Origin of the sequence: Alsobacter sp. KACC 23698 (genome assembly GCF_045348435.1) — a bacterium.
GTDB lineage: Bacteria > Pseudomonadota > Alphaproteobacteria > Rhizobiales > Beijerinckiaceae > Alsobacter.
This window is the reverse complement of the sequence record NZ_CP157484.1, coordinates 4,475,349-4,499,296: the sequence shown is the minus strand read 5'-3', so window position 1 is coordinate 4,499,296 and position 23,948 is coordinate 4,475,349. Positions and strand designations below refer to the sequence as shown.

Here is a 23,948-nt window from a genome sequence, read left to right as displayed (position 1 = left end):
GCGGCCCCGCCACCCCCGCCGGCCGCGACCGGGGCGCGCATGCGCCGGTCACCCGGGCCGCCGCTGGATGGCTTGCGCATTCGGGCCGTAGACTGCGGCGGGAGCGGGGCGAGGCCCTGTCGCCTATCCGAGCGCCAACGTATCCCCGAGCGCGAGCGTTCCGCCGCCGGTCACTTCGGCGTAGACGCCGCAATCGGCGTGATCGAAGGCGCGCTGAAGCGTGGCAGGGATGTTCATGTCGCGCTCGGCCGTCGTCGGGTCGACATTGGTGGCGGCGCAGCGCTGGATGCGCTTCACCACGGTCAGCCGTACGCCCGCCGTCGAGCGCAGCTCGGCGCCGACGAGATCCAGCTCCGACCAGGCCGGCCAGCCCTCCGCCAGCACATTGCCGCGGAATCGGAGGGGATCGACGGGGCGGCCGAGCCTCGCCTCGAGATCCTGGACGCTGGCGCGGTTGATGATCGACACCACCCGCCGGGGCGTGTCGGAGAAGCTGAAGGCCGGCGCCTCCAGCACGCGGGGCGTCCCGCGCAGGTCCTTGGCCGAAAAACGGGCGAAGAAGTCCTCGATGGCGGCGCGGCCCTCCGGGCGCGACAGGTCGCCGGCGGCCGCCATGTCGGCGCCATCGTGGATGGTCAAGGTCGTGGTTTCGGGATCGAACCGGGTGCGAAGCCGGGCCAGGGCCTCGTTGCGCATCAGCATCAGGAACGCGATCTTGGGCAGATGGGCGGGGCTCCGGGCGTCGAAGCCGGAGGGCCCGTTCTCGATGGCGTAGCGGCGGTCATGCGGGAAGGGATCGCCCGGCGTCACCTGCACGGCGTCCAGGCTTTCGGGCGACAGGCCCTTGACCGGGTAGCGGTGGAGGGCTGCGATCCGGGCTTCGCCGAGGGCGGGACCGAAGTGTTGTGAGCCGCTTCCCATGGGACCCCTTCCGTTGTCGAAATGTCACACCTATCTATCCGTCAGACGGCAGCCTCTCCGAGGGGCCGTCATGGACGGAGCGCATGACCGCGCCTGACGGGCGGAATCGAAGCGCGGCCGTAGGAGGACCACATGGATTTTGAAAAGTACACCGATCGCGCAAAGGGCTTCGTCCAGTCCGCGCAGACCCTCGCCATGCGGGAGGGACACCCGCAGCTCGGCCCCGAGCACCTCCTGAAGGTGCTGCTGGAGGACACGGAAGGCCTGGCCTCCGGGCTGGTCACCCGCGCCGGCGGCGACGCCAAGCAGGCCTTGGCCGGCGTCGAGCAGGCGCTCGCCAAGATGCCGAAAGTCTCCGGCGCGGCCGCCCAGCCGCAGCCGACTCGCGATCTCGTGCGGCTGTTCGACACGGCCGAGAAGATCGCCCAGAAGTCGGGCGACAGCTACGTCACGGTCGAGCGCCTGCTCCTGGCGCTGGCCACCGAGAAGGACATGGAGACAGGCAAGATCCTGTCGCGCGTCGGGCTCACGCCGCAGAACCTCAACGCCGCCATCAACGAATTGCGCAAGGGCCGCACGGCCGACAACGCCTCGGCCGAGAACGCCTATGACGCGCTCAAGAAATACGCCCGCGACCTCACCCAGGCGGCGCGCGACGGCAAGCTCGACCCGGTGATCGGCCGCGACGAGGAAATCCGTCGCGCCATCCAGGTGCTGTCGCGCCGCACCAAGAACAACCCCGTGCTGATCGGCGAGCCCGGCGTCGGCAAGACCGCCATCGCGGAGGGCCTGGCGCTGCGCATCGTCAATGGCGACGTGCCCGAGAGCCTGAAGGACAAGCAGCTGCTGGCCCTCGACATGGGTTCGCTCATCGCCGGCGCGAAATATCGCGGCGAGTTCGAGGAGCGGCTGAAGGCCGTGCTGAACGAGGTGACGTCCGCCGAGGGCGGCATCATCCTGTTCATCGACGAGATGCACACGCTGGTGGGCGCCGGCAAGGCGGACGGCGCCATGGACGCCTCCAACCTGCTGAAGCCCGCGCTGGCCCGCGGCGAGCTGCACTGCATCGGGGCGACCACGCTCGACGAGTATCGCAAGCACGTCGAAAAGGACGCCGCCCTGGCGCGGCGCTTCCAGCCCGTGTTCGTGAGCGAGCCCACCGTGGAGGACACGGTGTCGATCCTGCGCGGCCTGAAGGAGAAGTACGAGCTTCACCACGGCGTCCGCATCACGGACGGCGCCATCGTGGCGGCCGCGACCCTGTCGAACCGCTACATCACCGACCGCTTCCTGCCCGACAAGGCCATCGACCTCGTCGACGAGGCGGCGTCGCGCCTGCGCATGCAGGTCGACTCGAAGCCCGAGGAGCTGGACGAGCTCGACCGGCGCATCGTGCAGCTGCGCATAGAGCAGGAAGCCCTGAAAAAGGAGACCGACCCGGCCTCTCGCGATCGGCTCGGCCGCCTGGAGACGGAGCTTGCCGGCATCGAGGAGAAATCCGCCGCTCTCACGGCCCGCTGGAAGGCCGAGAAGGAGAAGCTCGGCAGCGCCCAGAAGCTCAAGGAGCAGCTGGAGCAGGCTCGCACCGAACTCGCCAACGCACAGCGCCGCGGCGAGTACCAGCGCGCTGGCGAGCTGACCTATGGGGTGATCCCGGAGCTGGAGCGCACCCTGAAGGAGGTGGAGGGCCGCGAGAACACCGCCTTGGTGGCCGAGGCCGTGACGGCGAACGACGTCGCCCAGGTGGTGTCGCGCTGGACCGGCGTGCCGGTTGACCGCATGCTCGAGGGCGAGCGCGAGAAGCTCCTCAAAATGGAGGAGCAGATCGGCAAGCGCGTCGTTGGCCAGGCCGAGGCGGTCGCGGCCGTATCCACGGCCGTGCGGCGCGCCCGCGCCGGATTGCAGGACCCGAACCGGCCCATCGGCTCGTTCATGTTCCTCGGACCGACAGGCGTCGGAAAAACCGAGCTCACCAAGGCGCTCGCGAGCTTCCTGTTCGACGACGAAACCGCGCTCGTGCGCATGGACATGTCCGAATACATGGAGAAGCACTCGGTCGCCCGGCTCATCGGCGCGCCTCCGGGCTATGTGGGCTATGAGGAGGGCGGCGCCCTCACGGAGGCCGTTCGCCGGCGGCCCTACCAGGTGGTGCTGTTCGACGAGATCGAGAAGGCGCATCCGGACGTGTTCAACGTCCTGCTGCAGGTGCTCGACGACGGCCGCCTCACCGACGGCCAGGGCCGCACGGTGGATTTCCGCAACACGCTGATCATCATGACCTCCAACCTCGGGGCGGAGTTCCTGGTGAACCAGCGCGAGGGCGAGGATACGGACGCGGTCCGCGACGAGGTGATGAGCGTGGTGCGCTCGCATTTCCGGCCGGAGTTCCTGAACCGGGTGGACGAGATCATCCTGTTTCACCGCCTGCAGCGCGACCAGATGGGCGCCATCGTGGACATCCAACTCAAGCGCCTGCAGAAGCTGCTGGACGAGCGCAAGCTGGTGCTGGAGCTCGACGCCACGGCGCGCGACTGGCTGGCCCACAAGGGCTACGACGCCGCCTACGGCGCCCGGCCGCTGAAGCGCGTCATCCAGAAGAACGTGCAGGACCCGCTCGCCGAGCTGATCCTGAGCGGCTCGATCAAGGATGGCGAAACCGTTCCGGTCACGGCCGGCCCGGACGGGCTGATCATCGGCGACGTCCTCGTCTCGCCGGACGCCCCGCCGAAGGGCGCGCTGCTGAACTGAACCGGCGCAGCTTGGGCCCTCTCCCGCTTGGCGGGGGAGGGCAGGCGCCGCGGAGGCGACGGCGGCCCGCGATTCGGGCTAGAACATGCTGTGTTTCGACGGAAACACAGCATGTTCTAGTTTCCTGACAGTCGCATGCTTTGGCGCGAAAAGCCGGTTTCCACCTTTTCGCAGCATGCTCGAGAACATCCGCATGAGCGCCCCCGCCGTCCTCGGTCCGCCCCCCGAGATCGCCGCCGTCCCGAAAGCCCCGCCGCGCCTGCCTGTCGTGGACGCCGCCCGGGGCGTCGCGATCGCGGCGATGTTCGTGTTCCATTTCACGTGGGACCTCGGCTTCTTCAACTTCATCGACCTCCAGGCCGGGGTGGATCCCGCCTGGCGCGCCTTCGCCAAGGCCATCGCGGGGTCGTTCCTGGCGCTGGTCGGGATCGGGCTGGTGCTGGCGAGCCGCGGCGGGCTGCGCCGCGGACCCTATGGGCGCCGGCTCGCGATGGTGTCGGTCGCTGCCGCCGGCATCACGGCCGCGACCTGGTTGGCGACGCCGGACGAGTTCATCTTCTTCGGCATCCTGCACTGCATCGCCGTCTCCAGCGTGCTGGCGCTCCCCTTCCTCCGGGCTCCCGCCTGGCTGACGGCGGCCGCGGCCGCCTTCGTCGTCGCGCTCCCGGCCTTGGTGCGGTTCCCGGCGCTGAACGGCCCGGGATGGCTCTGGCTCGGCCTCGGCGACGCGGTCCCGCGCACCAATGACTACGAGCCGCTGTTTCCCTGGTTCGGACTGACGCTGGCCGGAGTGGCGCTGGCCCGCGCCGCCCTCGCGTCCGGGCTCGACCGTCGGCTGGCGCAGTGGCGCGCCGACGGGGCGGTCGATCGCGCCCTCGTCTGGGCCGGGCGACACAGCCTGGCGCTCTACCTGATCCATCAGCCGCTGTTCTTCGGGCTGCTCTGGCTGGCCGCGCAGGTGATCCAGCCGCCCCCCCGGGCGCCGGCGGCGGTCGATTTCCGCACCGGCTGCGAGACGAGCTGCCGGGCCTCGGGCGCCAACGGGCAGGTCTGCGCGGCCGCCTGCGGCTGCGTCGAGGGCAAGGTGAGGGCGACCGAACGGGCCGAGCCCCGCCTCGGCCCGTCGGAGATGGCGCTTCGCATGAGCGGTTTCGTCGCAGCCTGCCAGCGCGAGCGCGAGCCGGCGGCCCCCAAGCCCTGAACGCCTGAACGGCGCGGCGGCTTGAGGCCGCGCCTGGCGTCATCCCCTGCCGACCCCCGCTGAATAGCCTTGAGCTTCGCCTGCCGGTCTGTTTCCGCACCGAGTTCCCGGTGGGTCCGGTAGCGCTCAGCAACAAAGGAACCAATTCAGCAAAGGCCGCGTTTGGCCCGCAGAACAGGTCAATCGGGAGCGTCGGCATGAGCGAAGCCAAGGTCACGACGGATCACGACGAGATCCGCAAATGGGCCGAGGAACGCGGCGGGCGTCCCTCCCGGGTGAAGGATTCGGGCGGCAAGGGCGGCCCCGGCATCCTGCGTCTCGACTTCGCCGAAAAGGACGAGTCGCTGGAGGAGATCTCCTGGGAGGAATTCTTCAAGGCGTTCGACGAGAACGAGCTCGCTTTCCTTCATCAGGACGAGGCGGGCGGCAAGGGGCACAAGCCCAGCCGCTTCAACAAGTTCATCCATCGCAACAGCGACAAGAACTGAGGCCGCCCGTGTCGGATGCGATCCTGATCACCGGCGGGGCCGGTTTCATCGGCCGCCACGTCGCCCGGGCCTGCGTGGAGCGCGGCTACCGCGTGCGGGTCCTGGACAGCCTGATCGAGCAGGTGCACCAGGGCAAGACGCCCGACCACCTCGACCGCGAAATCGAGATGGTGGTCGGCGACGTGCGCGACGAGGCGGCGGTCAGCCGGGCGCTGCTGGGCGCCGACGCCGTGATCCATCTGGCGGCCGAGGTCGGCGTCGGCCAGAGCATGTACGCGGTCGACCGCTATGTGGGGGTGAACGACCTCGGCACCGCCGTGCTGTTCCAGAAGCTGATCGACCGGCAGGTGCGGCGCGTCGTGGTCGCCTCCTCGATGAGCATCTATGGCGAGGGCCTCTACCGGGACGCGGACGGCCGCGCCGTCGAGGACGCCGAGCGCAAGCCGCGCACCTCCGACGCCCAGGGCTGGGACCCGCTGGATGCGCAGGGCCGCGCCCTGACGCCGCTGCCGACGCCCGAGTGGAAGCGCCCGACGCTCGCCTCGGTCTACGCCCTGACCAAATACGTGCAGGAGCGGCTGACGCTGACGGTCGCGCCGGCCTACGGGATGGAAGGCGTCGCGCTGCGGCTCTTCAACGTCTACGGACCCGGGCAGGCGCTCTCCAATCCCTATACGGGCGTGCTGGCGATCTTCGCCTCGCGCATCCTCAACGGACAGCGCCCGATGGTGTTCGAGGACGGCCAGCAGCGCCGCGACTTCGTCCATGTCGAGGACGTGGCCCGGGCCTTCCTGCTGGCGCTCGATCATCCGCAGGCGGCCGGGCAGGTCTACAATGTCGGCAGCGGGGCGGACCGCTCCATCCTGCAGATCGGCGAGATGCTGGCGCAGGCGATGGGCCGGCCGGAGCTGACGCCCGAGACGGTCGGCAAGGCCCGCATCGGCGACATCCGGCACTGCTTCTGCGACATCTCCAAGGCGCGCGACGAACTCGGCTTCACGGCCGGCAAGGACTTCTCCGAAGGCCTGGCCGAGCTGGCCGAGTGGGTGGCGCAGCAGACGGCCGACGACCGGGTCAACGAAGCCCGGCAGGAGCTGGAGCGGCGGGGGCTGGTCGCATGATGGGCGGCCCTCCTGACGGTCCGGGCGGACCCGTCCTGATCACGGGCGGGGCGGGCTTCATCGGCTCGAACCTGGCCGACCGCATCGCCGGCGAAGGCCGCGACGTCATCGTCTACGACGCCCTGTCCCGGCCGGGGGTGGAGCGCAACCTGGCCTGGCTGCAGGAGCGCCATGGCGGCCGCATCCGGTCCGTGAAGGCCGACATCCGCGACGCCGAGGCCCTGACGGGCGCCGCGCGGGAGGCGGCGGCGGTGTTCCATTTCGCCGCCCAGGTGGCGGTCACCACCAGCCTGGCTGACCCGCGGGACGACTTCGCGATCAATCTGCAGGGCACGCTCAACATCCTGGAGGCGCTGCGCGCGAGCGGCCGGCGCACGCCCGTCGTGTTCGCCTCGACCAACAAGGTCTATGGCGACCTCGCCGACGTGCCGCTGGCGCTGGAGGGCGACGCCTATGCGCCGACCGATCCCGCCCTGCGCGCCCGCGGCGTCTCGGAGGAGCGCCCGCTCGACTTCCACACCCCCTATGGCTGCTCCAAGGGCGCGGCGGACCAGTATGTGCTGGACTATGCGCGCAGCTACGGCCTGCCCACGGCTGTGCTGCGCATGAGCTGCATCTACGGCCAGCGCCAGATGGGCACCGAGGACCAGGGCTGGGTCGCGCATTTCCTGATCCGGGCGCTGGCGGGCGAGCCGATCAGCATCTATGGCGACGGCCGGCAGGTCCGCGACGTCCTCGACGTCAAGGACGCGGTGGACGCCTACATGGCCTGCTGGAGCCGCATCGAGGCGGTGTCCGGGCAGGCTTTCAACCTCGGCGGCGGGCCCGACAACGCCATCAGCCTGCGCCAGCTCATCGCCCATATCGAGGAGCTGGTCGGCCGCAAGGTGGAGACCCGCTATTCCGACTGGCGGGCCGGAGACCAGCGCTACTACGTGTCGGACCCAAGCCGGGCGCGCTCCGCGCTGGGCCTCGGCGAACCCACGCCCTGGCGCGACGGCGTCGCCAGGCTGGCGGCCTGGCTGGAGGGCGAACGCTCGTCGAGGGCCGGCCGCGCGGCCCCGGCGCCGCAGAACGTCGATTCCCGGCTGGAGGCGGCGTCGTGAGCGGGCCGATGAAGCAGAGGCGGGCGCACGGGTGAACGCGTCCCGCCGTCGCATCCTGGTCACGGCCGACGCTGTCGGCGGCGTGTGGACCTACGCTCTCGATCTTGCGCGAGGCCTCGCCGACCGGGATGTCGGTGTGGTCCTGGCCGTTTTGGGCCCTGCGCCCGATCCGCTGCAGCGCGCCGTCGCCGCGGCGGTCCCGGGGCTCGAACTGGTCGAGACCGGTGCGCCGCTGGACTGGACGGCCGAGACCGAGGCCGAGCTCGACGACGCGTCGCTGGCGCTCGCCCGGCTGGCGCGCGACGCCGGCGTCGACAGCGTCCACGCGCACGCTCCCGCTCTGGCGGCGGGCGCGGCGTTCGAGCGTCCGGTCGCGGCGGTGAACCATTCCTGCCTGGCCACATGGTGGCGCGCGGTCCGCGGCGACGCGCCCATTCCGGACGACTTCGCCTGGCGCATCGCCAGGACGGCGCGCGGGCTGGAGCGGGCCGACGCCATCCTGGCGCCGAGCCGCGCCTTCGCGGCCGCCACCGCCGAGGCCTATGGGCTCGACCGCCCGGGCGGCCGGGGGGCGCCGATCGCGGTGCATAACGGGCGCGCCGGGCCGGAGCGCCCGGGCGACGTCTCGGACGACGGCCCGCTCGAACAGGCGGCGTTCACCGCCGGGCGCCTCTGGGACGACGCCAAGGGCGCGGCGGTCCTCGACGAAGCGGCGGGACGGCTGCCCTTTCCGGTGAGGGCGGCCGGGCCGCTGATCGGCCCGCACGGGGCGCAGGCCCGGCTCAGCGACATGGTCGCGCTGGGCGGACTGTCCGGCGCCGAGATGGCGGAGCGCTATGCGCGGCGCCCGGTGTTCTGCTCGGCGGCGCTCTACGAGCCGTTCGGCCTCGCCGTGCTGGAGGCCGCCCAGGCCGGATGCGCGCTGGCGCTCTCCGACATCCCCACCTTCCGCGAGCTGTGGGACGGCGCGGCGGTGTTCACGCCGCCCGGCGACGCCGCCGCGCTGGCGCGCATGCTCGCCGACCTCGCGCCTGATCGCGACCGCCGCCTCGCGCTGGGCCGGGCGGCCCGGGAGCGGGCCAGCCGCTACACCCTCGCCCGCATGGTCGAGGGCGTGCTCGACGTGCATCGCGGCCTCTGGGGAGACGGCGCGCGCGGCCTCGGGACCGGGGAGCGCGCCGCATGAGGGTCGTCTATTTCACCCACTCGCTGGCCTCGTGCTGGAACCACGGCAACGCGCATTTCCTGCGCGGCGTGTTGCGCGAGCTGATCCACGCCGGCCATGACGTGCGGGTGTGGGAGCCGGCGGGGTCCTGGAGCTTGGAGAACCTGCTCGGCGACCATGGCGAGGCCGGCCTGGAGCCCTACCGGCGCGCCTATCCGGAGCTGGCCTCCGAGACCTATGGGCCCGACTGCGACGTCGCGGCGGCCGTCGACGGCGCCGACCTCGTGGTCGCGCATGAGTGGAACGAGCCCTGGCTCGTCGCCGCGCTGGGGCGCGAACGGCGCAAGGGCGGCCGGTTCCGGCTGCTGTTCCACGACACCCATCACCGCGCCGTCAGCGACCCGGACGCCATCACGGCCTTCGACCTTGACGGCTATGACGGCGTGCTCGCCTTCGGGGAGACGCTGGCGGAGGTCTATCGCGGCTGGGGCTGGGGCGGGCGCGTCCATGTCTGGCACGAAGCGGCCGACATCCGGCTGTTCCACCCGCCGGCCGTCGAAGGCGAGCGCGAAGGCCTCGTCTGGATCGGCAATTGGGGCGACGGGGAGCGCACCGAGGAGCTGGAGCGCTTCCTGTTCGGGCCGGCGCAGCGGGCCGGCCTGGCGCTCGACATCCACGGCGTGCGCTATCCGGACGAGGCGCTGGCGATGCTGCGGCGCTACGGCGCGCGCTATCGCGGGTGGCTGCCTAACGCCGCCGCGCCGGGCGCCTTCGCCCGCCATCTGGCGACCGTCCACGTGCCGCGCCGCTTCTATGTCGACATGCTGCCCGGCATTCCGACCATCCGGGTGTTCGAGGCGCTGGCCTGCGGCATCCCGCTCGTGTCCGCCCCCTGGGACGACAGCGAAGGCCTGTTCACGCCCGGCGAGGACTTCCTGGTGGCGCGCGACGGCGACGCCATGGAGCGCCGCCTGCGCGACCTTTCGGCCGACCCGGATTTGCGCCGGGGGCTGGCCGAGCGCGGCCTCGCCGCCATCCTGGCCCGCCACACCTGCGCGCACCGGATGCGCGAGCTGCTCGGCTTTGCGGCCGAACTCGGCGCCCCCGGCGCGCCGGGGGCGGCCCACCCCCACCAAGACGCCTCCGCGTCCCTGGAGACGATGTCATGAAGATCGCGTTCTACGGCTCCAGCCTGCTGTCGTCCTACTGGAACGGCGCGGCCACCTATTACCGGGGCATGCTCTTCGACCTCGCCCAGCGCGGCTACCGGATCACCTTCTACGAGCCGGACGCCTATGACCGGCAGAAGCACCGCGACATCGAGCCGCCCGAATGGGCGGAGGTGAAGGTCTACCCGGCGACCGAGGACGCCATGCGGGGCGTCGTCGCCGAGGCGGCGAGCGCGGACGTGGTCGTCAAGGCGAGCGGCGTCGGGGTGTTTGACGACGAGCTCCTGGAGGGCGTGGTGGCGGCCTCCCGGCCGGACGCCATCCGGATCTTCTGGGACGTTGACGCGCCCGCCACGCTGGCGGAGATGCGCGGCTACGAGCGTCATCCGCTGCGCCGCGTGCTGCCCTCGCTCGACCTCGTCTTCACCTATGGGGGCGGCCCGCCCGTGGTGCAGGCCTATGAGGGCTTCGGCGCCCGGCGCTGCGTGCCGATCTACAACGCGCTCGACCCCGCCACCCACCATCCGGTGGCCCCGGAGCCGCGCTTCTCCGGCGACCTCGGCTTCCTGGGCAACCGCCTGCCGGACCGCGAGCGGCGGGTGGAGCAGTTCTTCCTGGAGCCGGCCGCGAAGCTGGCCGCCAAGTCGTTCCTGATCGGCGGCGCCGGCTGGGAGGACAAGCCCATGTCGGCCAATGTGCGGCGCATCGGCCATGTCTACACGCGCGAGCACAACGCCTTCAACCGCACGCCGCTGGCCGTGCTCAACATCGCCCGCGACAGCATGGCGGAGATCGGCTTCTCGCCGGCGACGCGCGTCTTCGAGGCGGCGGGAGCCGGCGCCTGCCTGATCACCGACGCCTGGGAGGGCATCGAGCTCTTCCTCAAGCCTGACGAGGAGGTGCTGGTCGCGCGTGACGGGCAGGACGTGATCCAGCACCTGGACGGGCTGACGCGCGACCGCGCCGAGGCCATCGGCCGGCGCGCCTGCGACCGCGTCCTGGCGGAGCACACCTACGCCAAGCGGGGAGCCCAGGTCGACGCCATCCTGAAGGAAGAGGCGGCCCGGACGCGGGGCCGGAGCGCCGCATGATCGCGTCTCCCGCATCCCGACCCCTCTCGGTGGTCGTGCTCGGCCTCAGCCTCTCGTCCAGCTGGGGCAACGGGCACGCGACGACCTACAGGGCGCTGCTGCGCGCCTTCGCGGAACGCGGGCACGACATCCTGTTCCTGGAGCGCGACCAGCCCTGGTATGCGCGGCACCGGGACATGCCCGAGCCGGACTTCTGCCGCTTCGCGCTCTATCCGGACCTCGCGGCCCTGGACGCCTGGGCGCCCGAGATCGCCCGCGCGGACGCCGTCATCGTCGGCTCCTATGTGCCGGACGGGGTCGCGGCGGGGCGCTTCGCGCAGCGCACCACCCGGGGCGTGACGGCCTTCTACGACATCGACACGCCGGTCACGCTTGCGCGGCTGGAGCGCGGCGACCAGGAATATCTCTCCCCGGAGCTGATCCCCGGCTACGACGTCTACCTGTCCTTCACGGGCGGACCCACGCTGCGGACGCTGGAGCGGCGCTGGGGCTCGCCCGCAGCCCGGGCGCTCTACTGCTCGGTCGACACCGACGCGTACCGCCCGACGGACGCGCCCAAGACCTACGATCTCTCCTATCTGGGCACCTACAGCCCGGACCGGCAGCCGGTGCTGGACAGGCTGCTGATCGAGCCGGCCCGGCAGGCGCCGCATCTGCGCTTCGTGGTGGCGGGCCCGCAATATCCGGCCGACATCGACTGGCCGGCGAATGTCGACCGCGTCGAGCATGTGCCGCCGGACGCGCATCCCGCCTTCTACGGCGCCAGCCGCTACACGCTGAACGTCACCCGCGCCGACATGGTGCGGGCGGGCTACAGCCCGAGCGTGCGCCTGTTCGAGGCCGCCGCCTGCGGCACGCCCATCGTCTCGGACGTCTGGGACGGGCTGGACACGCTGTTCACGCCCGGCGAGGAGATCGCGCTGGCCCATGACGCAGACGACGTCCTGCATGTCCTGACGCGCTGGAACGAGACGCGCCGGCGCGGCGTCGCCGAACAGGCGCTGGCGCGGGTGCTGCGCGGCCACAGCGCCCGCCACAGGGCGCAGGAGCTCGAGACCCACCTCCTCGACGCGATCGTGGCGGCGCGCCAGCCGGTGCGACGATCCGCGACGCTGCCGGCCTGACCGCCTCCGCCCCGCATCGGTTTCGTCCTGATTCGATCCGTCTTGAGGGGATTCCGAGCCCAAGCCATCAAATATCGGAATTCCCTGACGAAATGTTTGAACCAACTACAAACGTTCCGCGTTGGCTGGCAACACAGCGAGAGGTTCCGACCATGAAGAACGGAAGACGACAGCTGGTCCTCGTCGCCGGTGGTGCAGGTTTCGTCGGATCGCATCTTTGCGACTCCCTGCTAGCCGACGGCGCTCACGTGATCTGCATCGACAATCTCAAGACAGGGCGCAAGCTCAACCTTCGCCATCTCGAGCGCGAGCCGCTGTTCGACCTGATCGAAGCGGACATCATCGATCCCGTTCCGGCGCGCGTCCTGCGGCAGTCCAAGAGCCAGATCGACTTCGTCTACAACCTCGCCTGCCCGGCCTCGCCGCCCCACTACCAGGCGGATCCCGAGCACACGATGATGACCAGCGTGCTGGGCAGCCGCAATCTGTTGCGGCTGTGCGAGGACACGGGCGCGCGCTTCCTGCTGGCCTCGACCAGCGAGGTTTATGGCGACCCCGAGGTCCATCCCCAGCGCGAGAGCTACTGGGGCAATGTGAACTCGATCGGGCCGCGCGCCTGCTACGACGAGGGCAAGCGGGCCGCCGAGGCCCTCACCTTCGACTTCGAGCGCGCCGGCCGCGCCTCGGTGCGGGTCGCCAGGATCTTCAACACCTATGGTCCCCGGATGGCCGCGGACGACGGACGCGTGGTCTCCAACGTGGTGACGCAGGCGATCGCCGGCGAGGACATCACGGTCTATGGCGACGGCTCCCAGACGCGGTCCTTCTGCTATGTCGACGACCTCGTGACGGGCCTCAAGGCGCTGATGCGCCATGACGGGCCGCTGAAGGGCCCGGTCAATCTCGGCAATCCCAACGAGCTCAGGGTCAGCGACCTGGTCGAGCTGGTCCTCGCCATGACGGGCTCGTCTTCCGCGGTGGTTCGCCGGCCCCTGCCGGTCGACGATCCGCGCCGCCGGCGGCCCGATATCACCATCGCGCGCGAGCTCCTCGGCTGGGCCCCGGTCACCTCCCTGGAGAAGGGGCTGGAATCGACGATCGCGTGGTTCTCCGACGAGCACGACAGGAGCAAGGCCCGCCCGGCGAACCGCGCCGCCTTCGCGCTCGCCGAGGACGCGCGGGTCTGACGCGCCCGGGTCCGACCCGGGCGATCCGGGACGACCGCGCCCGGCCAACGGCGTCCGCCCTGGGGCGGCGCCCGCACAGAAAGGAAGCAGCGTCATGAGCCGCAACACATTGCGCGTCGGCATCGTGGGCGTGGGCAACTGCGCGTCTTCGTTCGTGCAGGGCCTGACCTACTACCGCGACGCCGTCGCCAACGAGCCCGTGCCGGGCCTCATGAACGTCGAGCTCGGCGGCTACCGCGTGGGCGACATCGAGATCGCGTCCGCCTTCGACGTCAACGCCGCCAAGGTCGGCCGCGACGTCAGCGAGGCGATCTTCGTCCAGCCCAACAACACCGAGCGCTTCGCCAGGCCCGAGCCGACCGGGGTGCAGGTGAACCGCGGGCCCACGCTCGACGGCATCGGCCGCTACATGCGCGACGAGATCGCCGAATCCGACGCGCCGGTGAGCGACGTGACCGACATCCTGCGCCGGTCCAGGACGGACGTGCTGGTCTCCTACCTGCCGGTGGGGTCGCAGCAGGCGACCGAGTTCTACGCCGAGCAGGCGCTGGAGGCGGGCTGCGCCTTCGTCAACTGCATCCCGGTGTTCATCGCCTCCAACAAGGACTGGGCCAGGCGCTTCGAGGAGCGCGGCCTGCCCATCGTGGGCGACGACATCAAGAGCCAGGTCGGCGCGACCATCGTGCACCGGGTGCTGACCAACCTGTTCAAGGAGCGCGGCGTGCGGCTGGACCGCACCTACCAGCTGAATTTTGGCGGCAACGCCGACTTCCAGAACATGCTGGAGCGCGAGAGGCTGGAATCGAAGAAGATCTCCAAGACGCAGTCGGTGGCGAGCCAGCTCGACGCGCCGCTGGCGCCCGGCGACATCCATGTCGGTCCGAGCGACCACGTGCCGTGGCTGACCGACCGCAAGTGGTGCTACATCCGCATGGAGGGGACCACCTTCGGCGGAGTGCCGCTCAACTGCGAGCTGAAGCTCGAAGTGTGGGATTCGCCCAATTCGGCCGGGATCGTCATCGACGCCGTGCGCTGCGCCAAGCTGGCGCTCGACCGGGGCGTCGGCGGCGCGCTGACCGGACCCTCCAGCTATTTCATGAAATCGCCGCCGCAGCAGTTCACCGACTCCGAGGCGCGTGATCGGACGATCCGCTTCGTCGCCGGCGAGGCGTCATGATGAGGGCGATTCGCGTCCCCGAAGGGGCCCAGCCGTGACCACCACGCTGTTCCTCGTCCGCCATGGCGCGCATGAGCAGGTGAACCGGGCGCTGAGCGCCCGCACGCCGGGCGTGCGCCTCTCGGCCGAAGGACGGCGCCAGGCCGAATGGGCGGCCGAACGGCTGTCGGGCGAGAGCGTCGCGGCGATCCACGCCAGCCCGCTGGAGAGGGCGCAGGAGACGGCGGAGCCGATCGCCCGGCGCCTGGGCCTGCCGGTGACGACCGACGACGACCTCCAGGAGCTCGACGCCGGCGACTGGACCGGCCGCAGCTTCGAGGACCTCGCGTCCGATCCCGCCTGGACGCGCTGGAACCAGAACCGCAGCCTGGCCCGCGCGCCCGGCGGCGAGAGCGCCGTCGAGGTCCAGGCCCGCGTGGCGCGCTGCGCCCTGTCGCTCGTCGCCCGGCATCCGGGCGCCGGCGTCGCGCTCGTGGCCCATGCCGAGCCGTTGCGCGCGCTGGTGCTGTTCGGGCTCGGCCTCGGGCTCGACGCGTGGAGCCGCATCGAGATCGCGCCGGGGTCGGTGACCACGCTGGCGATGGGCGAATGGGGCTGCCGCCTGCACCGCCTCAACGAGGAGCCGCGCGCATGAAGATCGTGATCTTCGGCCTGACGGTGTCGTCCTCCTGGGGCAACGGCCACGCCACGCTCTGGCGCGGGCTGATCCGGGCGCTCGCCGCCCAGGGCCATCGTGTCGTGTTTTTCGAGCACGACACGCCCTATTACGCTGACAACCGCGACCTCTTCTCGCTGCCCCATGGCGAACTCGTGCTCTACGCCGACTGGCCGGAGGCGGCCGCCCGGGCCCGCCGCGAGCTGGCCGACGCCGACGTCGCCATGGCGACGAGCTTCTGCCCGCATGGGGTCGAGGCCACGGCCCTGATGCTCGACGCTCCGCGGCCGCTGTCGGTCTTCTACGACCTCGACACGCCGGTGACGCTCAGCCTCATCGAGGGCGGCGCCGACGTGAAGGCCATCGGGCCGCGCGGGCTGCGGGACTTCGACCTGGTGCTGAGCTACACGGGCGGCGAGGCCCTCGCGGCGCTGCGGTCGCGGCTCGGGGCGCGCCGGGTGGCGCCGCTCTACGGCCATGTGGATCCGCAGTCGCACCGTCCCGACGCGCCGCTGGACCGCTTCGCCGCCGACCTCTCCTATCTGGGCACCTATGCGCAGGACCGTCAGGCGGCGCTCGAGGCGCTCTTCGTCGAGCCGGCCCGGCGGCGCCCCGGCCAGCGGTTCCTCATCGCCGGCGCGCAATATCCGCCGGATTTCCCCTGGACGCAGAACATCTTTTTCGTCCGCCATCTGCCACCGTCCGAGCACCCGGCCTTCTACGCCTCGTCGCGGCTGACCCTGAACGTGACCCGCCGGGCCATGGCCGAAATGGGCTGGTGCCCGTCGGGTCGGCTGTTCGAGGCGGCTGCCTGCGGGGCCGCGCTCCTGTCGGATTCCTGGGAGGGGCTGGACAGCTTCTTCGAGCCCGGCCGCGAGATCCTGATCGCGCGCTCGACCGAGGAGGCGCTCGCCGCCATCGACCGCCCGTCCGAGGAGATCGCCGCCATCGGCCGGCGGGCGCGCGAGCGCGTGCTGGCCGAGCACACCTCCGCCCATCGCGCCCGGGATCTCCTGGCGGCGCTTGAAGACGCACGGTCGGCGAACCGGCCGGCCATGGCCGAGACGGCCTGAAGGAGGCGACCATGTGGGGTATCGTTCCAGCCGCGGGCCGCGGCAGCCGCATCCAGCCGCTGGCCTTCTCCAAGGAGCTGCTGCCCGTGGGCAGCCGCCTCGACGGCGAGACCGAGCGGCCCTGCGCGGTCAGCGAGTATCTGGTGGAGCGCATGCTGCGCGGCGGCGCGGACAAGATCTGCTTCGTGATCTCGCCTGGCAAGTCGGACATCATGGAGTATTACGGCGGCGGCTACGGCTCGGCGACCATCGCCTATGTGGTCCAGCCGCGCCCGAGCGGGCTGTGCGACGCCATCTTCCGCGCGACCCCGCTGGTGCCGGCGGACGAGCACGTCATCGTCGGCCTGCCCGACACGGTGTGGTTCCCGGCCGACGCGCTGGCCGAGCTGCCCGAGGACGTGCTGTCCTTCCTGCTGTTCCCGGTGGACCGGCCCGAATTCTTCGACGCGGTGGTGATGGACCGCGACGGCGCGGTGCTGGAGATCCAGGTCAAGCAGAAGGACGCGGCGTCGCAGTGGATCTGGGGCGCGTTCAAGATGCCCGGCCATGTGCTGGCCGAGCTGCGCGACCTCTGGCAGGCCCGCAACGGGCGCGACGAGTATATCGGCACGCTGGTGAACGCCTGGCTGGCGCTGGGCGGCAAGGCCGTCGGCGTCAAGGCGGGCGACCGCTATGTCGATGTCGGCACCCTGAACGGCTACCGCACCGCCATCGGCATGCTGGGCGAGGCCACCCTCGACCAGCGGCCCGCGTCCGGGCTGCGCGTCGAGCTGGGGCGGCCCGACGGGCGGCCCTTCGAACCCCTCACCCCCCACAGGAGGGCGCTGCCTTGAACTCCCCCCTCGCGATGCCGGCCGGCGCGGCCCGGCGGCTGACGCCGGACGAAATTCGCAGCCGGGCCGAGGCGCTCGGCCCCTGGTTCCACAACATCGACCTCCACGGCGTGAAGACCGCGCCGGAGCACTTCCTGGGCGACTACCCCAACGTCAAGTGGAAGAGCTTCGAGGCCGCGATCCCGAAGGACCTCACCGGCAAGACGGTGCTCGACATCGGCTGCAACGGCGGCTTCTACTCCATGGAGATGAAGCGCCGCGGCGCCGCGCGGGTGCTGGGCGTCGACTTCGACGAGGACTATCTGCGGCAGGCGCGCTTCGCCGCCGAGGTTCTGGGCTTCGACGACATCGAGTTCCGCCAGCTCTCCGTCTACGACGTCGGCGCGCTGGGCGAGACCTTCGACGTCGTGATCTTCATGGGCGTCCTCTACCACCTGCGCCATCCGCTGCTGGCGCTGGACCTCATCCGCGAGCATGTCTGCGGCGACCTCATGGTGTTCCAGTCCATGCAGCGCGGGGCCGAGCAGGCCGAGCCCGTGGAGGAGGACTATCCGTTCGCCGAGACCGCCATCTTCGACCGGCCGACCTGGCCCAAGATGCATTTCATCGAGCGGAGCTACTCGCAGGACCCCACCAACTGGTGGGCGCCCAACGCGGCCTGCGTCGAGGCGATGCTGCGCAGCGCCGGCTTCGAGATCGTCGAGCATCCCGAGCAGGAGGTCTATCTCTGCCGGGCGGCGCAGAAGAACCCCGACGCCGCGCCGGTCTATCCCGCGCGTCCCGGCGTCGGCCAGGCAACCGGGAGGCAGGCATGATCGAAGCCGCAATGATCTGGAACGAGCCGAACAACAAGTCCCACTGGGACCCCAACCTCGATCCCGATTGGACGAAATTCGCCGAGATGGCGGTGGCGGCCGGCCAGGCGATCAAGGCCGAGAACCCGAACGTGCCGCGCGTGCTCGGCGGCATGTCGCCGATCGATCCGGGCTGGGTGCGCAACATGGCCGGCAAGGGCGTGCTCGACCATGTCGACGCCATCGCGGTGCACGGCTTCCCGCTCGACTGGAACCTCTGGAAGCTGGACGAGTGGCCGGCCAAGATCGACGAGATCAAGGCCGTGACGGACCTGCCGGTCTGGGTGTCGGAGGTGGGCATCTCCACCTTCGGGGCCGAGGAGGTGCAGGTCTGGGGCCTGAAGCGCACCGCCGAGCTGCTGATCGGAAAGGCGCCCCGGATCCACTGGTACAGCCTCTACGACCTGCCGCGGGACTGGCCGGCGACGACGCGCCACCGGGAGGCGGAGGGCTCCTCCTATTACCGGCATTTCTACATGGGCCTGATCCGCGAGGACGGCTCGCCCAAGCCCGCCCTGGAGGCCTTCGGCGACTATGCGCCCGAGATGGGGCTCTGCCAGTGGTTCCATTACCAGGACCACCGGCTCGACGACGCGGTGGCGTGGATGAAGCGCCTCGGCGTCACCTATCTGCGCACGGGGCTCAGCTGGGCCGACAGCTTCCGGCCCAACGCGCTCGACTGGTTCGACCGCCAGATGGAGGCGCTGCAGGACTTCGACGTGACCGTCACCTTCTGCTTCACGCCCGAGCACCGCGGGATCGAGCCGCACCACACCAGCCCGCCGCTCGACAAACAGGAGTTCGCGGATTTCTGCGCCAGCATGATCCGGCGCTACGCGCCGCGCGGCGCCGCCGTCTCCCGGCCGCTCGGGCGGGAGCCGCGCCAGGCGGCCCTCGCGCCGTGACGGAGGCGCCCGAGCCCGGCTCCAAGGCGCTGCACGCGCTGGCGCAGCTGGCCGATTCGCGCCGGCCGCAGATCGACGCCTCCCGGATGGCGGCGGTGCTGGCCCATCCGGACGACGAGACGCTGGGCCTTGGCGCCCAGCTGCGCCGGATGCCGGGGCTGCGGCTCGTGCTGGTGACGGACGGCGCGCCGCGCAATCTCGCCGACGCAAGGGCGCACGGGTTCGAGGACGCCGCCGCCTATGCGGCCGCGCGCCGGGGCGAGCTCCAGGCCGCGCTGCGCGAGGGCGGGGCCGAGGGCCTCGCCGTGACCTACCTGGACGCGCCGGACCAGGGCGCGGCCGACGACCTCGCAGCCCTGGCGCGACGGCTCGCCGCCGAGCTCGCCGGGATCGAGGTGGTGTTCACCCACGCCTATGAGGGCGGCCATCCCGACCACGACGCGACGGCCTTCGCGGCGCATGCGGCGGCCCGTCTGCTGGCGGCGGACGGCGCGGCTCCGGAGATCGTCGAGGCGCCGTTCTACCGGCTGGGAGACGACGGCGAGATGCTGGCGCAGGACTTCGCGCCGGAGCCGGGCTCGGCCCCTGTCCAGCTCGTGCTCAACCCCGAGGAGGCCGCCCGCAAGACGCGCATGATGGGGGCCCACGCCACCCAGCGCGCCACGCTCGCCCGCTTCGAGGCCCGGGCGGAGCGCTTCCGCATGGCGCCGGACTATGATTTCACGCGCGCTCCCAACGGGGGCCGGGTGCTCTATGAGCGCTTCCCCTGGGGCATGACGGCGGATCGTTTCGCCGAGCTGGTTGCGCGCGCGCGCCGCGACCTGGGCTTTGACGCCGACGGGGACGACGCCGGATGAGCCTGACCGTGCTCAGCGTGGCCTATCCGTTCGCGCCGGTCGGGCCCGACGCGGTGGGCGGCGCGGAGCAGATCCAGGCGGCGCTCGACGCCGCCGTCGTGGCGGCGGGCTGGCGCTCCATCGTGGTGGCGCAGGCCGGCTCGCAGGTGAGCGGCCGGCTGGAGCCGACGCCCGCAGTGGACGGCGAGCTGACCCAGGACGCGCGGGCCGCCGCGCGCCGGCGTCATCGCGAGACCATCCAGGCCGTGCTGCGGCGCGAGCCCGTGGACCTGATCCATTTCCACGGCGTGGACTTCGCCGGGTACCTGCCCGACGTCCCGGGCCTTCCGCCCATGCTGGCCACCCTGCACCTGCCGGCGGCCTGGTATCCGCAGGAGATCTTCCGGCCCGGGCCGGAGCGCCTTTGGCTCAATCCGGTGTCGCGGACGCAGGCCGAGACCTGCCCGGCGTCGCCGCGGCTGCTCGCCCCCATCCCGAACGGCGCGCCCGTGCGGGCCCTGCAGGCGGCGCGCCACGCGCGGCGGGGCTTCGCCCTGATGCTGGCCCGCATCTGCCCGGAAAAGGGCGTCCATCTCGCGCTCGACGCCGCCAAGGAGGCGGGCGTTCCGTTGATCGTCGCGGGCGAGCTGTTCGCCTACGCCGAGCACCAGGACTATTTCGCCCGCGAGGTCGCGCCGAGGCTCGACGCGCTGCGGCGCTTCGTCGGCCCGGTCGGGTTCGCGCGCAAGCGCCGGCTCCTCTCAGCGGCGCGGTGCCTACTGGTCCCGGCCCTGGCCGAGGAGACCAGCTCGCTCGTCGCCCGGGAGGCGATCGCCTGCGGGACGCCGGTGATCGCGTTCCGGCGCGGCGCGCTGCCCGAGACCGTGGACGACGGCGAGACGGGCTTCATCGTCGACTACGTCGACGGCATGGCGGCGGCGATCGGGCGCGCCGGGCTGATCGATCCGGAGCGCTGCCGACAGGCGGCGCGGGAGCGCTTCTCGCTGGAGGCGATGACGGGCCGTTATCTCGATCTCTACGCCCGCCTCGCCGGCGCCGGCCGGATCCGGGAGGGCGCGGCGTGAGCGGCCTCATGGCGGAGACGATCCGGAGCGCAGAGGCCCTGGCCGCGCTGGAGCCGGCGTGGTGGGCGGTCTGGCGGCGCTCGCCGGACGCCGCTCCCTTTCTGTCCCCGGCCTGGCTGCTGCCCTGGTGGGAGGCGTTCGCGCCGGGGCGGCTGGCCACGATCGCGGTCTGGCGCGGGGCCGATCTGGTCGGACTGGCGCCGTTCTATGTCGAGGACGGGCCCGAGGGCGGCCGGCGCCTGCCGGTCGGCGTCTCGCTTAGCGATCAGCTCGACGTGCTGGCGGACCCCGCCGACCGCGGCGCCGTCCTGGCGGCGCTCGCGGGCGCGGCGGCGCAGCGGCCCGAGCCGCTGCTGTGGCTCGAGCTGGAGCCCGGCGCCTGCGCCTGGGACGCGCCGGTCCCGCCCGGATGGCGGGAGGAGCGCGGCGAGGGCGAGGCCTGTCCGGTCCTGTCGCTCGCCGGCGCGTGCGAGGTCGGCGGGCGCGACGCGGACGGCATGCCGCTCGCCGTGCCGGCCCGCCGGCGCCGCAAGCTGCGCATGGCGCGCCATCGGGCCGAGCGGCGCGGGGCGGTCCGCGTCGAGACGGCGCAGGACGTGGGCTGCGCGCCGTTCCTGGACGAACTGGAGCGCCTGCACGGCAGCCGCTGGACGTCGCGGGGGGAGGCCGGCGTCCTGGCGGACGAGGCGGTGCGGGTCTTTCACCGCCGCGCGCTGCCGCGACTGCTGGCTGCGGGGCTGGCCGAGACCGCGCTGCTGCGCATCGGCGGCGTGGCGGCGGGCGCCTATTACGGGCTCCGCGACCAGCGCCGCTCCTACGCCTATATCGGCGGCTTCGACCCGGATTTCGCCCGCGAGAGCCCCGGCGCGATCCTGCTGGGCCGCGCCATCGCGGCCGCGGCGGACCGGGGCGCGGAGGCCTTCAGCTTCCTGCGCGGCCGGGAGGACTACAAATATGAGTGGGGCGCGGCGGACCGCCTGAACGGCTGGCGCCGCCTGTCGCCGGAGCGGCCGGATGGCTGAGACCCCGGCCCTTGCGGCGGCGCTCGCCGGGGCGGCGCAGGCCGGACGCCCGGCGCATCTCGGGCTCATGCACGTGCTGATGGCGGCGGACACCGAAGGCGATGCCCGGGCGGGGCTCCAAGGCGCGATCCTGGCCGCGCAGGGCGAGGCGCGCCAGCGGCTGGAGGCGGTGCAGCGCGTCTGGGCCGTCCAGCCTCAGGCCTGGGGCGTGGTCCGCGCCGTCCTGGCCGAGGCCCGGCACGACGTCGCCGCCGAGGAGGCCGGGGCCGCCGTCGCCCGGTGGGCGAAGACGTTCGACCAGCTGGCGGCGGACCGGCCGGAGGCGGGCGTCGCCCTGTACGCGCTGGGAGATCCCGCGCTGCTGGCGGCGGCCAGCGCCGAGATCGTCGACGCCCTGGCGGGCTGGGGCCTGCTGGGGCCCGACCGCGCCGTCCTCGACCTCGGCTGCGGCATCGGGCGGCTGACCGGGCGGCTCGCCAGCCGTTGCGGGCTGGCGGTCGGCGCCGACGTCTCGGGCGGGATGCTGGCCGAGGCGGCGCGGCGGAGCGGGCCCGACCGGAGGGCCTCCTATGTGCAGGTGACCGGGCGGGACCTGCGGGCGTTTCGCGACGAAGCCTTCGACCTCGTGCTCGCGGTCGACGTCTTTCCCTATCTGGTTCAGGCGGGGGAGGGGCTGGCGCGGGACGGCGTGGCCGAGGCGGCGCGCGCCCTACGGCCGGGCGGCGCCCTCGTGGTCGCCAACCTCTCCTACCGGGGCGACGACGGGCGCGACGCGGCCGACCTCGCCGCATGGGCGGACGAGGCCGGCTTGCGCAAAGAGGCCGGGCCCGAGCGGCCGTTCGCCCTCTGGGACGGGCTCGTGTTCCGCTACCGCAAGGACGGCCGGCGCTAGGCGGCGGTCGCGGCGGCCGGATTGGGCCGTCCGGACGGCTTCGCCTTGCCGGAGCCCCGGGGCTTGCGGACGGGCTTGGCCCGTTCCTGAGAGGGCTCCTCCTTGGCGGCCTCCTCGGCCACGGCCTCGACCGAGGCCTCCAGCCGGGAGCGCAGGTCCTGCTTGAGCCGGCGCTGGAGCAGCACCAGGAGCGCCGCCTCCTCGGGCTTCAGCTTCTCCAGATTGTCGCGCAGTTCGGCGTCGACCTCGTCCTCGATGCTCTCCAGCAGCGAGCCGTCCAGATAGGCGTTGAACACCTCCGGGTGGACGTAGCATTTGCGGCAGATGGTCGGCGTGTTGCCCAGCCGCGTCGCGACGCGCTCGACGGCCGCCTTGATGGTCTTCTTGGTGCGGGCCTGCTGGTCGACGAGCTCGAACTCCTTGAGCGTCATCGCGGCCAGCACGGTCCCGGCCCAGGTGCGGAAGTCCTTGGCGGTGATGTCCTGCCCGGTCGCCTCCTTCAGATAGGCGTTGACGTCCGCCGACGTGACCGGCTGGCGTTCGCCGTTCTCGTCGTAATACTGGAACAGATGCTGCCCGGGGATGTCCTGGCAGGCCTTGACCAGCTTGGCGATGCGCCGGTCCTTGACCTTGAGCTTCCAGGTCTTGCCGCTCTTGCCCTTGAACTCGAAGCGCAGCTCCTGGCCGTCGATCTTGACGTGCCGGTCGCGCAAAGTCGTGAGGCCGTAGCTCTTGTTCTGCTTGGCGTAGTCGGCGTTGCCGATCCGGATCAGCGTGTTCTCGAGGAGGTGGACGACGGTGGCCAGCACCTTGTCGCGCGGCAGGCCGCGCTTGGCCATGTCGGCGTCGATGCGCTCGCGCAGCGCCGGCAGGCATTTGGCGAAGTCCAGCATGTGCTCGAACTTGTCGCCGTCGCGCACCTCGCGCCAGCGCGGATGGTAGCGGTACTGCTTGCGGCCCTTGTCGTCGCGTCCGGTCGCCTGGATGTGGCCGTTCGGGTCGGGGCAGATCCAGACGTCCGTGTAGGCCGGCGGGATGGCGAGCTTGCGGATGCGCTCCAGCGCGTCCTTGTCGCGGATCGCCTTTCCGTCGAGGCCCAGATAGGCCACCCCCTTGCCGGACCTGCGCCGGCGGAAGCCCGGCTCCTCGTCCGACACGTAGCGCAGCCCGGCCTGCTCGGCGGCCTCGCGCTGGGATTCGTTGGAGGCCTGCTCGAGCGGACTGGCCTCGGCGGCGTCATCGGGGCGATCGGAGGGCTGGGAATCCATGGCGGGGGCGTCCACATTCGGTCCGGT

General features: G+C 71.8%; 22 protein-coding genes. 20 read left to right on the top strand and 2 right to left on the bottom strand.

What is annotated here, in order from left to right:
- Positions 1–123: 123 nt before the first annotated feature.
- Complete coding sequence (locus tag ABEG18_RS21430) at positions 124–921, bottom strand: MOSC domain-containing protein (RefSeq protein WP_406855071.1); 798 nt, start codon at positions 919–921, stop codon at positions 124–126.
- Between the two features lie 132 nt (positions 922–1,053).
- Here ABEG18_RS21430 and clpB point away from each other — a divergent pair, with 132 nt between their 5' ends.
- The 20 genes from clpB to ABEG18_RS21330 all read left to right on the top strand — a co-directional run bounded on the left by clpB (position 1,054) and on the right by ABEG18_RS21330 (position 22,653).
- On the top strand, positions 1,054–3,669 hold the full coding sequence (gene clpB, locus ABEG18_RS21425; protein ID WP_406855070.1) for an ATP-dependent chaperone ClpB: 2,616 nt from the start codon (positions 1,054–1,056) through the stop codon (positions 3,667–3,669).
- A gap of 193 nt (positions 3,670–3,862) precedes the next feature.
- Positions 3,863–4,870 carry a heparan-alpha-glucosaminide N-acetyltransferase gene (locus ABEG18_RS21420; RefSeq protein WP_406855069.1) on the top strand — a complete coding sequence of 336 codons (1,008 nt, stop codon included), beginning with the start codon at positions 3,863–3,865 and terminating at the stop codon, positions 4,868–4,870.
- Between the two features lie 197 nt (positions 4,871–5,067).
- Positions 5,068–5,358, top strand: a complete 291-nt coding sequence (locus ABEG18_RS21415; RefSeq protein ID WP_406855068.1) for a hypothetical protein — start codon at positions 5,068–5,070, stop codon at positions 5,356–5,358.
- 8 nt (positions 5,359–5,366) lie between these two features.
- Positions 5,367–6,479, top strand: a complete 1,113-nt coding sequence (locus ABEG18_RS21410; RefSeq protein WP_406855067.1) for an NAD-dependent epimerase/dehydratase family protein — start codon at positions 5,367–5,369, stop codon at positions 6,477–6,479.
- On the top strand, positions 6,479–7,585 hold the full coding sequence (locus ABEG18_RS21405; RefSeq protein ID WP_406858672.1) for an NAD-dependent epimerase/dehydratase family protein: 1,107 nt from the start codon (positions 6,479–6,481) through the stop codon (positions 7,583–7,585). Before ABEG18_RS21410 ends, ABEG18_RS21405 begins: the two co-directional genes overlap by 1 nt.
- 31 nt (positions 7,586–7,616) lie before the next feature.
- A complete protein-coding gene (locus ABEG18_RS21400) occupies positions 7,617–8,771 on the top strand; it encodes a glycosyltransferase family 4 protein (protein ID WP_406855066.1) in 1,155 nt (384 codons plus the stop codon).
- Complete coding sequence (locus tag ABEG18_RS21395; RefSeq protein WP_406855065.1) at positions 8,768–9,919, top strand: glycosyltransferase; 1,152 nt, start codon at positions 8,768–8,770, stop codon at positions 9,917–9,919. Before ABEG18_RS21400 ends, ABEG18_RS21395 begins: the two co-directional genes overlap by 4 nt.
- Positions 9,916–11,010, top strand: coding sequence for a glycosyltransferase (locus ABEG18_RS21390; protein WP_406855064.1), 1,095 nt, complete (start codon positions 9,916–9,918; stop codon positions 11,008–11,010). Before ABEG18_RS21395 ends, ABEG18_RS21390 begins: the two co-directional genes overlap by 4 nt.
- Complete coding sequence (locus tag ABEG18_RS21385; RefSeq protein WP_406855063.1) at positions 11,007–12,134, top strand: glycosyltransferase; 1,128 nt, start codon at positions 11,007–11,009, stop codon at positions 12,132–12,134. Before ABEG18_RS21390 ends, ABEG18_RS21385 begins: the two co-directional genes overlap by 4 nt.
- A gap of 152 nt (positions 12,135–12,286) precedes the next feature.
- Positions 12,287–13,321, top strand: coding sequence for a UDP-glucuronic acid decarboxylase family protein (locus ABEG18_RS21380; protein ID WP_406855062.1), 1,035 nt, complete (start codon positions 12,287–12,289; stop codon positions 13,319–13,321).
- 94 nt (positions 13,322–13,415) lie between these two features.
- Positions 13,416–14,498 (top strand): inositol-3-phosphate synthase, encoded by a 1,083-nt coding sequence (locus tag ABEG18_RS21375; RefSeq protein WP_406855061.1) that lies wholly within the window; start codon positions 13,416–13,418, stop codon positions 14,496–14,498.
- Between the two features lie 34 nt (positions 14,499–14,532).
- Positions 14,533–15,132, top strand: coding sequence for a histidine phosphatase family protein (locus ABEG18_RS21370; protein WP_406855060.1), 600 nt, complete (start codon positions 14,533–14,535; stop codon positions 15,130–15,132).
- Positions 15,129–16,226, top strand: coding sequence for a glycosyltransferase (locus ABEG18_RS21365; RefSeq protein ID WP_406855059.1), 1,098 nt, complete (start codon positions 15,129–15,131; stop codon positions 16,224–16,226). The genes ABEG18_RS21370 and ABEG18_RS21365 overlap by 4 nt, the downstream gene beginning before the upstream one ends.
- A gap of 11 nt (positions 16,227–16,237) precedes the next feature.
- Positions 16,238–17,059, top strand: a complete 822-nt coding sequence (locus ABEG18_RS21360; protein ID WP_406855058.1) for a nucleotidyltransferase family protein — start codon at positions 16,238–16,240, stop codon at positions 17,057–17,059.
- Positions 17,060–17,073: 14 nt separating this feature from the next.
- Positions 17,074–17,874: a TIGR04290 family methyltransferase gene (locus ABEG18_RS21355; RefSeq protein WP_406858671.1), complete on the top strand. Its 801-nt coding sequence runs from the start codon at positions 17,074–17,076 to the stop codon at positions 17,872–17,874.
- Positions 17,871–18,818 (top strand): beta-xylosidase, encoded by a 948-nt coding sequence (locus tag ABEG18_RS21350; RefSeq protein ID WP_406855057.1) that lies wholly within the window; start codon positions 17,871–17,873, stop codon positions 18,816–18,818. Before ABEG18_RS21355 ends, ABEG18_RS21350 begins: the two co-directional genes overlap by 4 nt.
- A complete protein-coding gene (locus tag ABEG18_RS21345; protein WP_406855056.1) occupies positions 18,815–19,675 on the top strand; it encodes a PIG-L deacetylase family protein in 861 nt (286 codons plus the stop codon). Before ABEG18_RS21350 ends, ABEG18_RS21345 begins: the two co-directional genes overlap by 4 nt.
- Complete coding sequence (locus ABEG18_RS21340) at positions 19,672–20,739, top strand: glycosyltransferase (protein WP_406855055.1); 1,068 nt, start codon at positions 19,672–19,674, stop codon at positions 20,737–20,739. Before ABEG18_RS21345 ends, ABEG18_RS21340 begins: the two co-directional genes overlap by 4 nt.
- Positions 20,736–21,761: a GNAT family N-acetyltransferase gene (locus ABEG18_RS21335; protein WP_406855054.1), complete on the top strand. Its 1,026-nt coding sequence runs from the start codon at positions 20,736–20,738 to the stop codon at positions 21,759–21,761. Before ABEG18_RS21340 ends, ABEG18_RS21335 begins: the two co-directional genes overlap by 4 nt.
- Positions 21,754–22,653: a class I SAM-dependent methyltransferase gene (locus ABEG18_RS21330; protein WP_406855053.1), complete on the top strand. Its 900-nt coding sequence runs from the start codon at positions 21,754–21,756 to the stop codon at positions 22,651–22,653. The genes ABEG18_RS21335 and ABEG18_RS21330 overlap by 8 nt, the downstream gene beginning before the upstream one ends.
- Here the strand turns inward: ABEG18_RS21330 and ABEG18_RS21325 are convergent.
- Positions 22,650–23,921 (bottom strand): DNA topoisomerase IB, encoded by a 1,272-nt coding sequence (locus ABEG18_RS21325; protein ID WP_406855052.1) that lies wholly within the window; start codon positions 23,919–23,921, stop codon positions 22,650–22,652. The genes ABEG18_RS21330 and ABEG18_RS21325 overlap by 4 nt on opposite strands.
- Between the last annotated feature and the right edge of the window lie 27 nt (positions 23,922–23,948).

Coding starts and splice junctions, on each gene's coding strand:
- ABEG18_RS21430 (WP_406855071.1), bottom strand. CDS start 921: ATGGGAAGCGGCTCACAACACTTCGGTCCCGCCCTCGGCGAAGCCCGG.
- clpB (WP_406855070.1), top strand. CDS start 1,054: ATGGATTTTGAAAAGTACACCGATCGCGCAAAGGGCTTCGTCCAGTCC.
- ABEG18_RS21420 (WP_406855069.1), top strand. CDS start 3,863: ATGAGCGCCCCCGCCGTCCTCGGTCCGCCCCCCGAGATCGCCGCCGTC.
- ABEG18_RS21415 (WP_406855068.1), top strand. CDS start 5,068: ATGAGCGAAGCCAAGGTCACGACGGATCACGACGAGATCCGCAAATGG.
- ABEG18_RS21405 (WP_406858672.1), top strand. CDS start 6,479: ATGGGCGGCCCTCCTGACGGTCCGGGCGGACCCGTCCTGATCACGGGC.
- ABEG18_RS21395 (WP_406855065.1), top strand. CDS start 8,768: ATGAGGGTCGTCTATTTCACCCACTCGCTGGCCTCGTGCTGGAACCAC.
- ABEG18_RS21390 (WP_406855064.1), top strand. CDS start 9,916: ATGAAGATCGCGTTCTACGGCTCCAGCCTGCTGTCGTCCTACTGGAAC.
- ABEG18_RS21385 (WP_406855063.1), top strand. CDS start 11,007: ATGATCGCGTCTCCCGCATCCCGACCCCTCTCGGTGGTCGTGCTCGGC.
- ABEG18_RS21380 (WP_406855062.1), top strand. CDS start 12,287: ATGAAGAACGGAAGACGACAGCTGGTCCTCGTCGCCGGTGGTGCAGGT.
- ABEG18_RS21375 (WP_406855061.1), top strand. CDS start 13,416: ATGAGCCGCAACACATTGCGCGTCGGCATCGTGGGCGTGGGCAACTGC.
- ABEG18_RS21365 (WP_406855059.1), top strand. CDS start 15,129: ATGAAGATCGTGATCTTCGGCCTGACGGTGTCGTCCTCCTGGGGCAAC.
- ABEG18_RS21360 (WP_406855058.1), top strand. CDS start 16,238: ATGTGGGGTATCGTTCCAGCCGCGGGCCGCGGCAGCCGCATCCAGCCG.
- ABEG18_RS21355 (WP_406858671.1), top strand. CDS start 17,074: ATGCCGGCCGGCGCGGCCCGGCGGCTGACGCCGGACGAAATTCGCAGC.
- ABEG18_RS21350 (WP_406855057.1), top strand. CDS start 17,871: ATGATCGAAGCCGCAATGATCTGGAACGAGCCGAACAACAAGTCCCAC.
- ABEG18_RS21340 (WP_406855055.1), top strand. CDS start 19,672: ATGAGCCTGACCGTGCTCAGCGTGGCCTATCCGTTCGCGCCGGTCGGG.
- ABEG18_RS21330 (WP_406855053.1), top strand. CDS start 21,754: ATGGCTGAGACCCCGGCCCTTGCGGCGGCGCTCGCCGGGGCGGCGCAG.
- ABEG18_RS21325 (WP_406855052.1), bottom strand. CDS start 23,921: ATGGATTCCCAGCCCTCCGATCGCCCCGATGACGCCGCCGAGGCCAGT.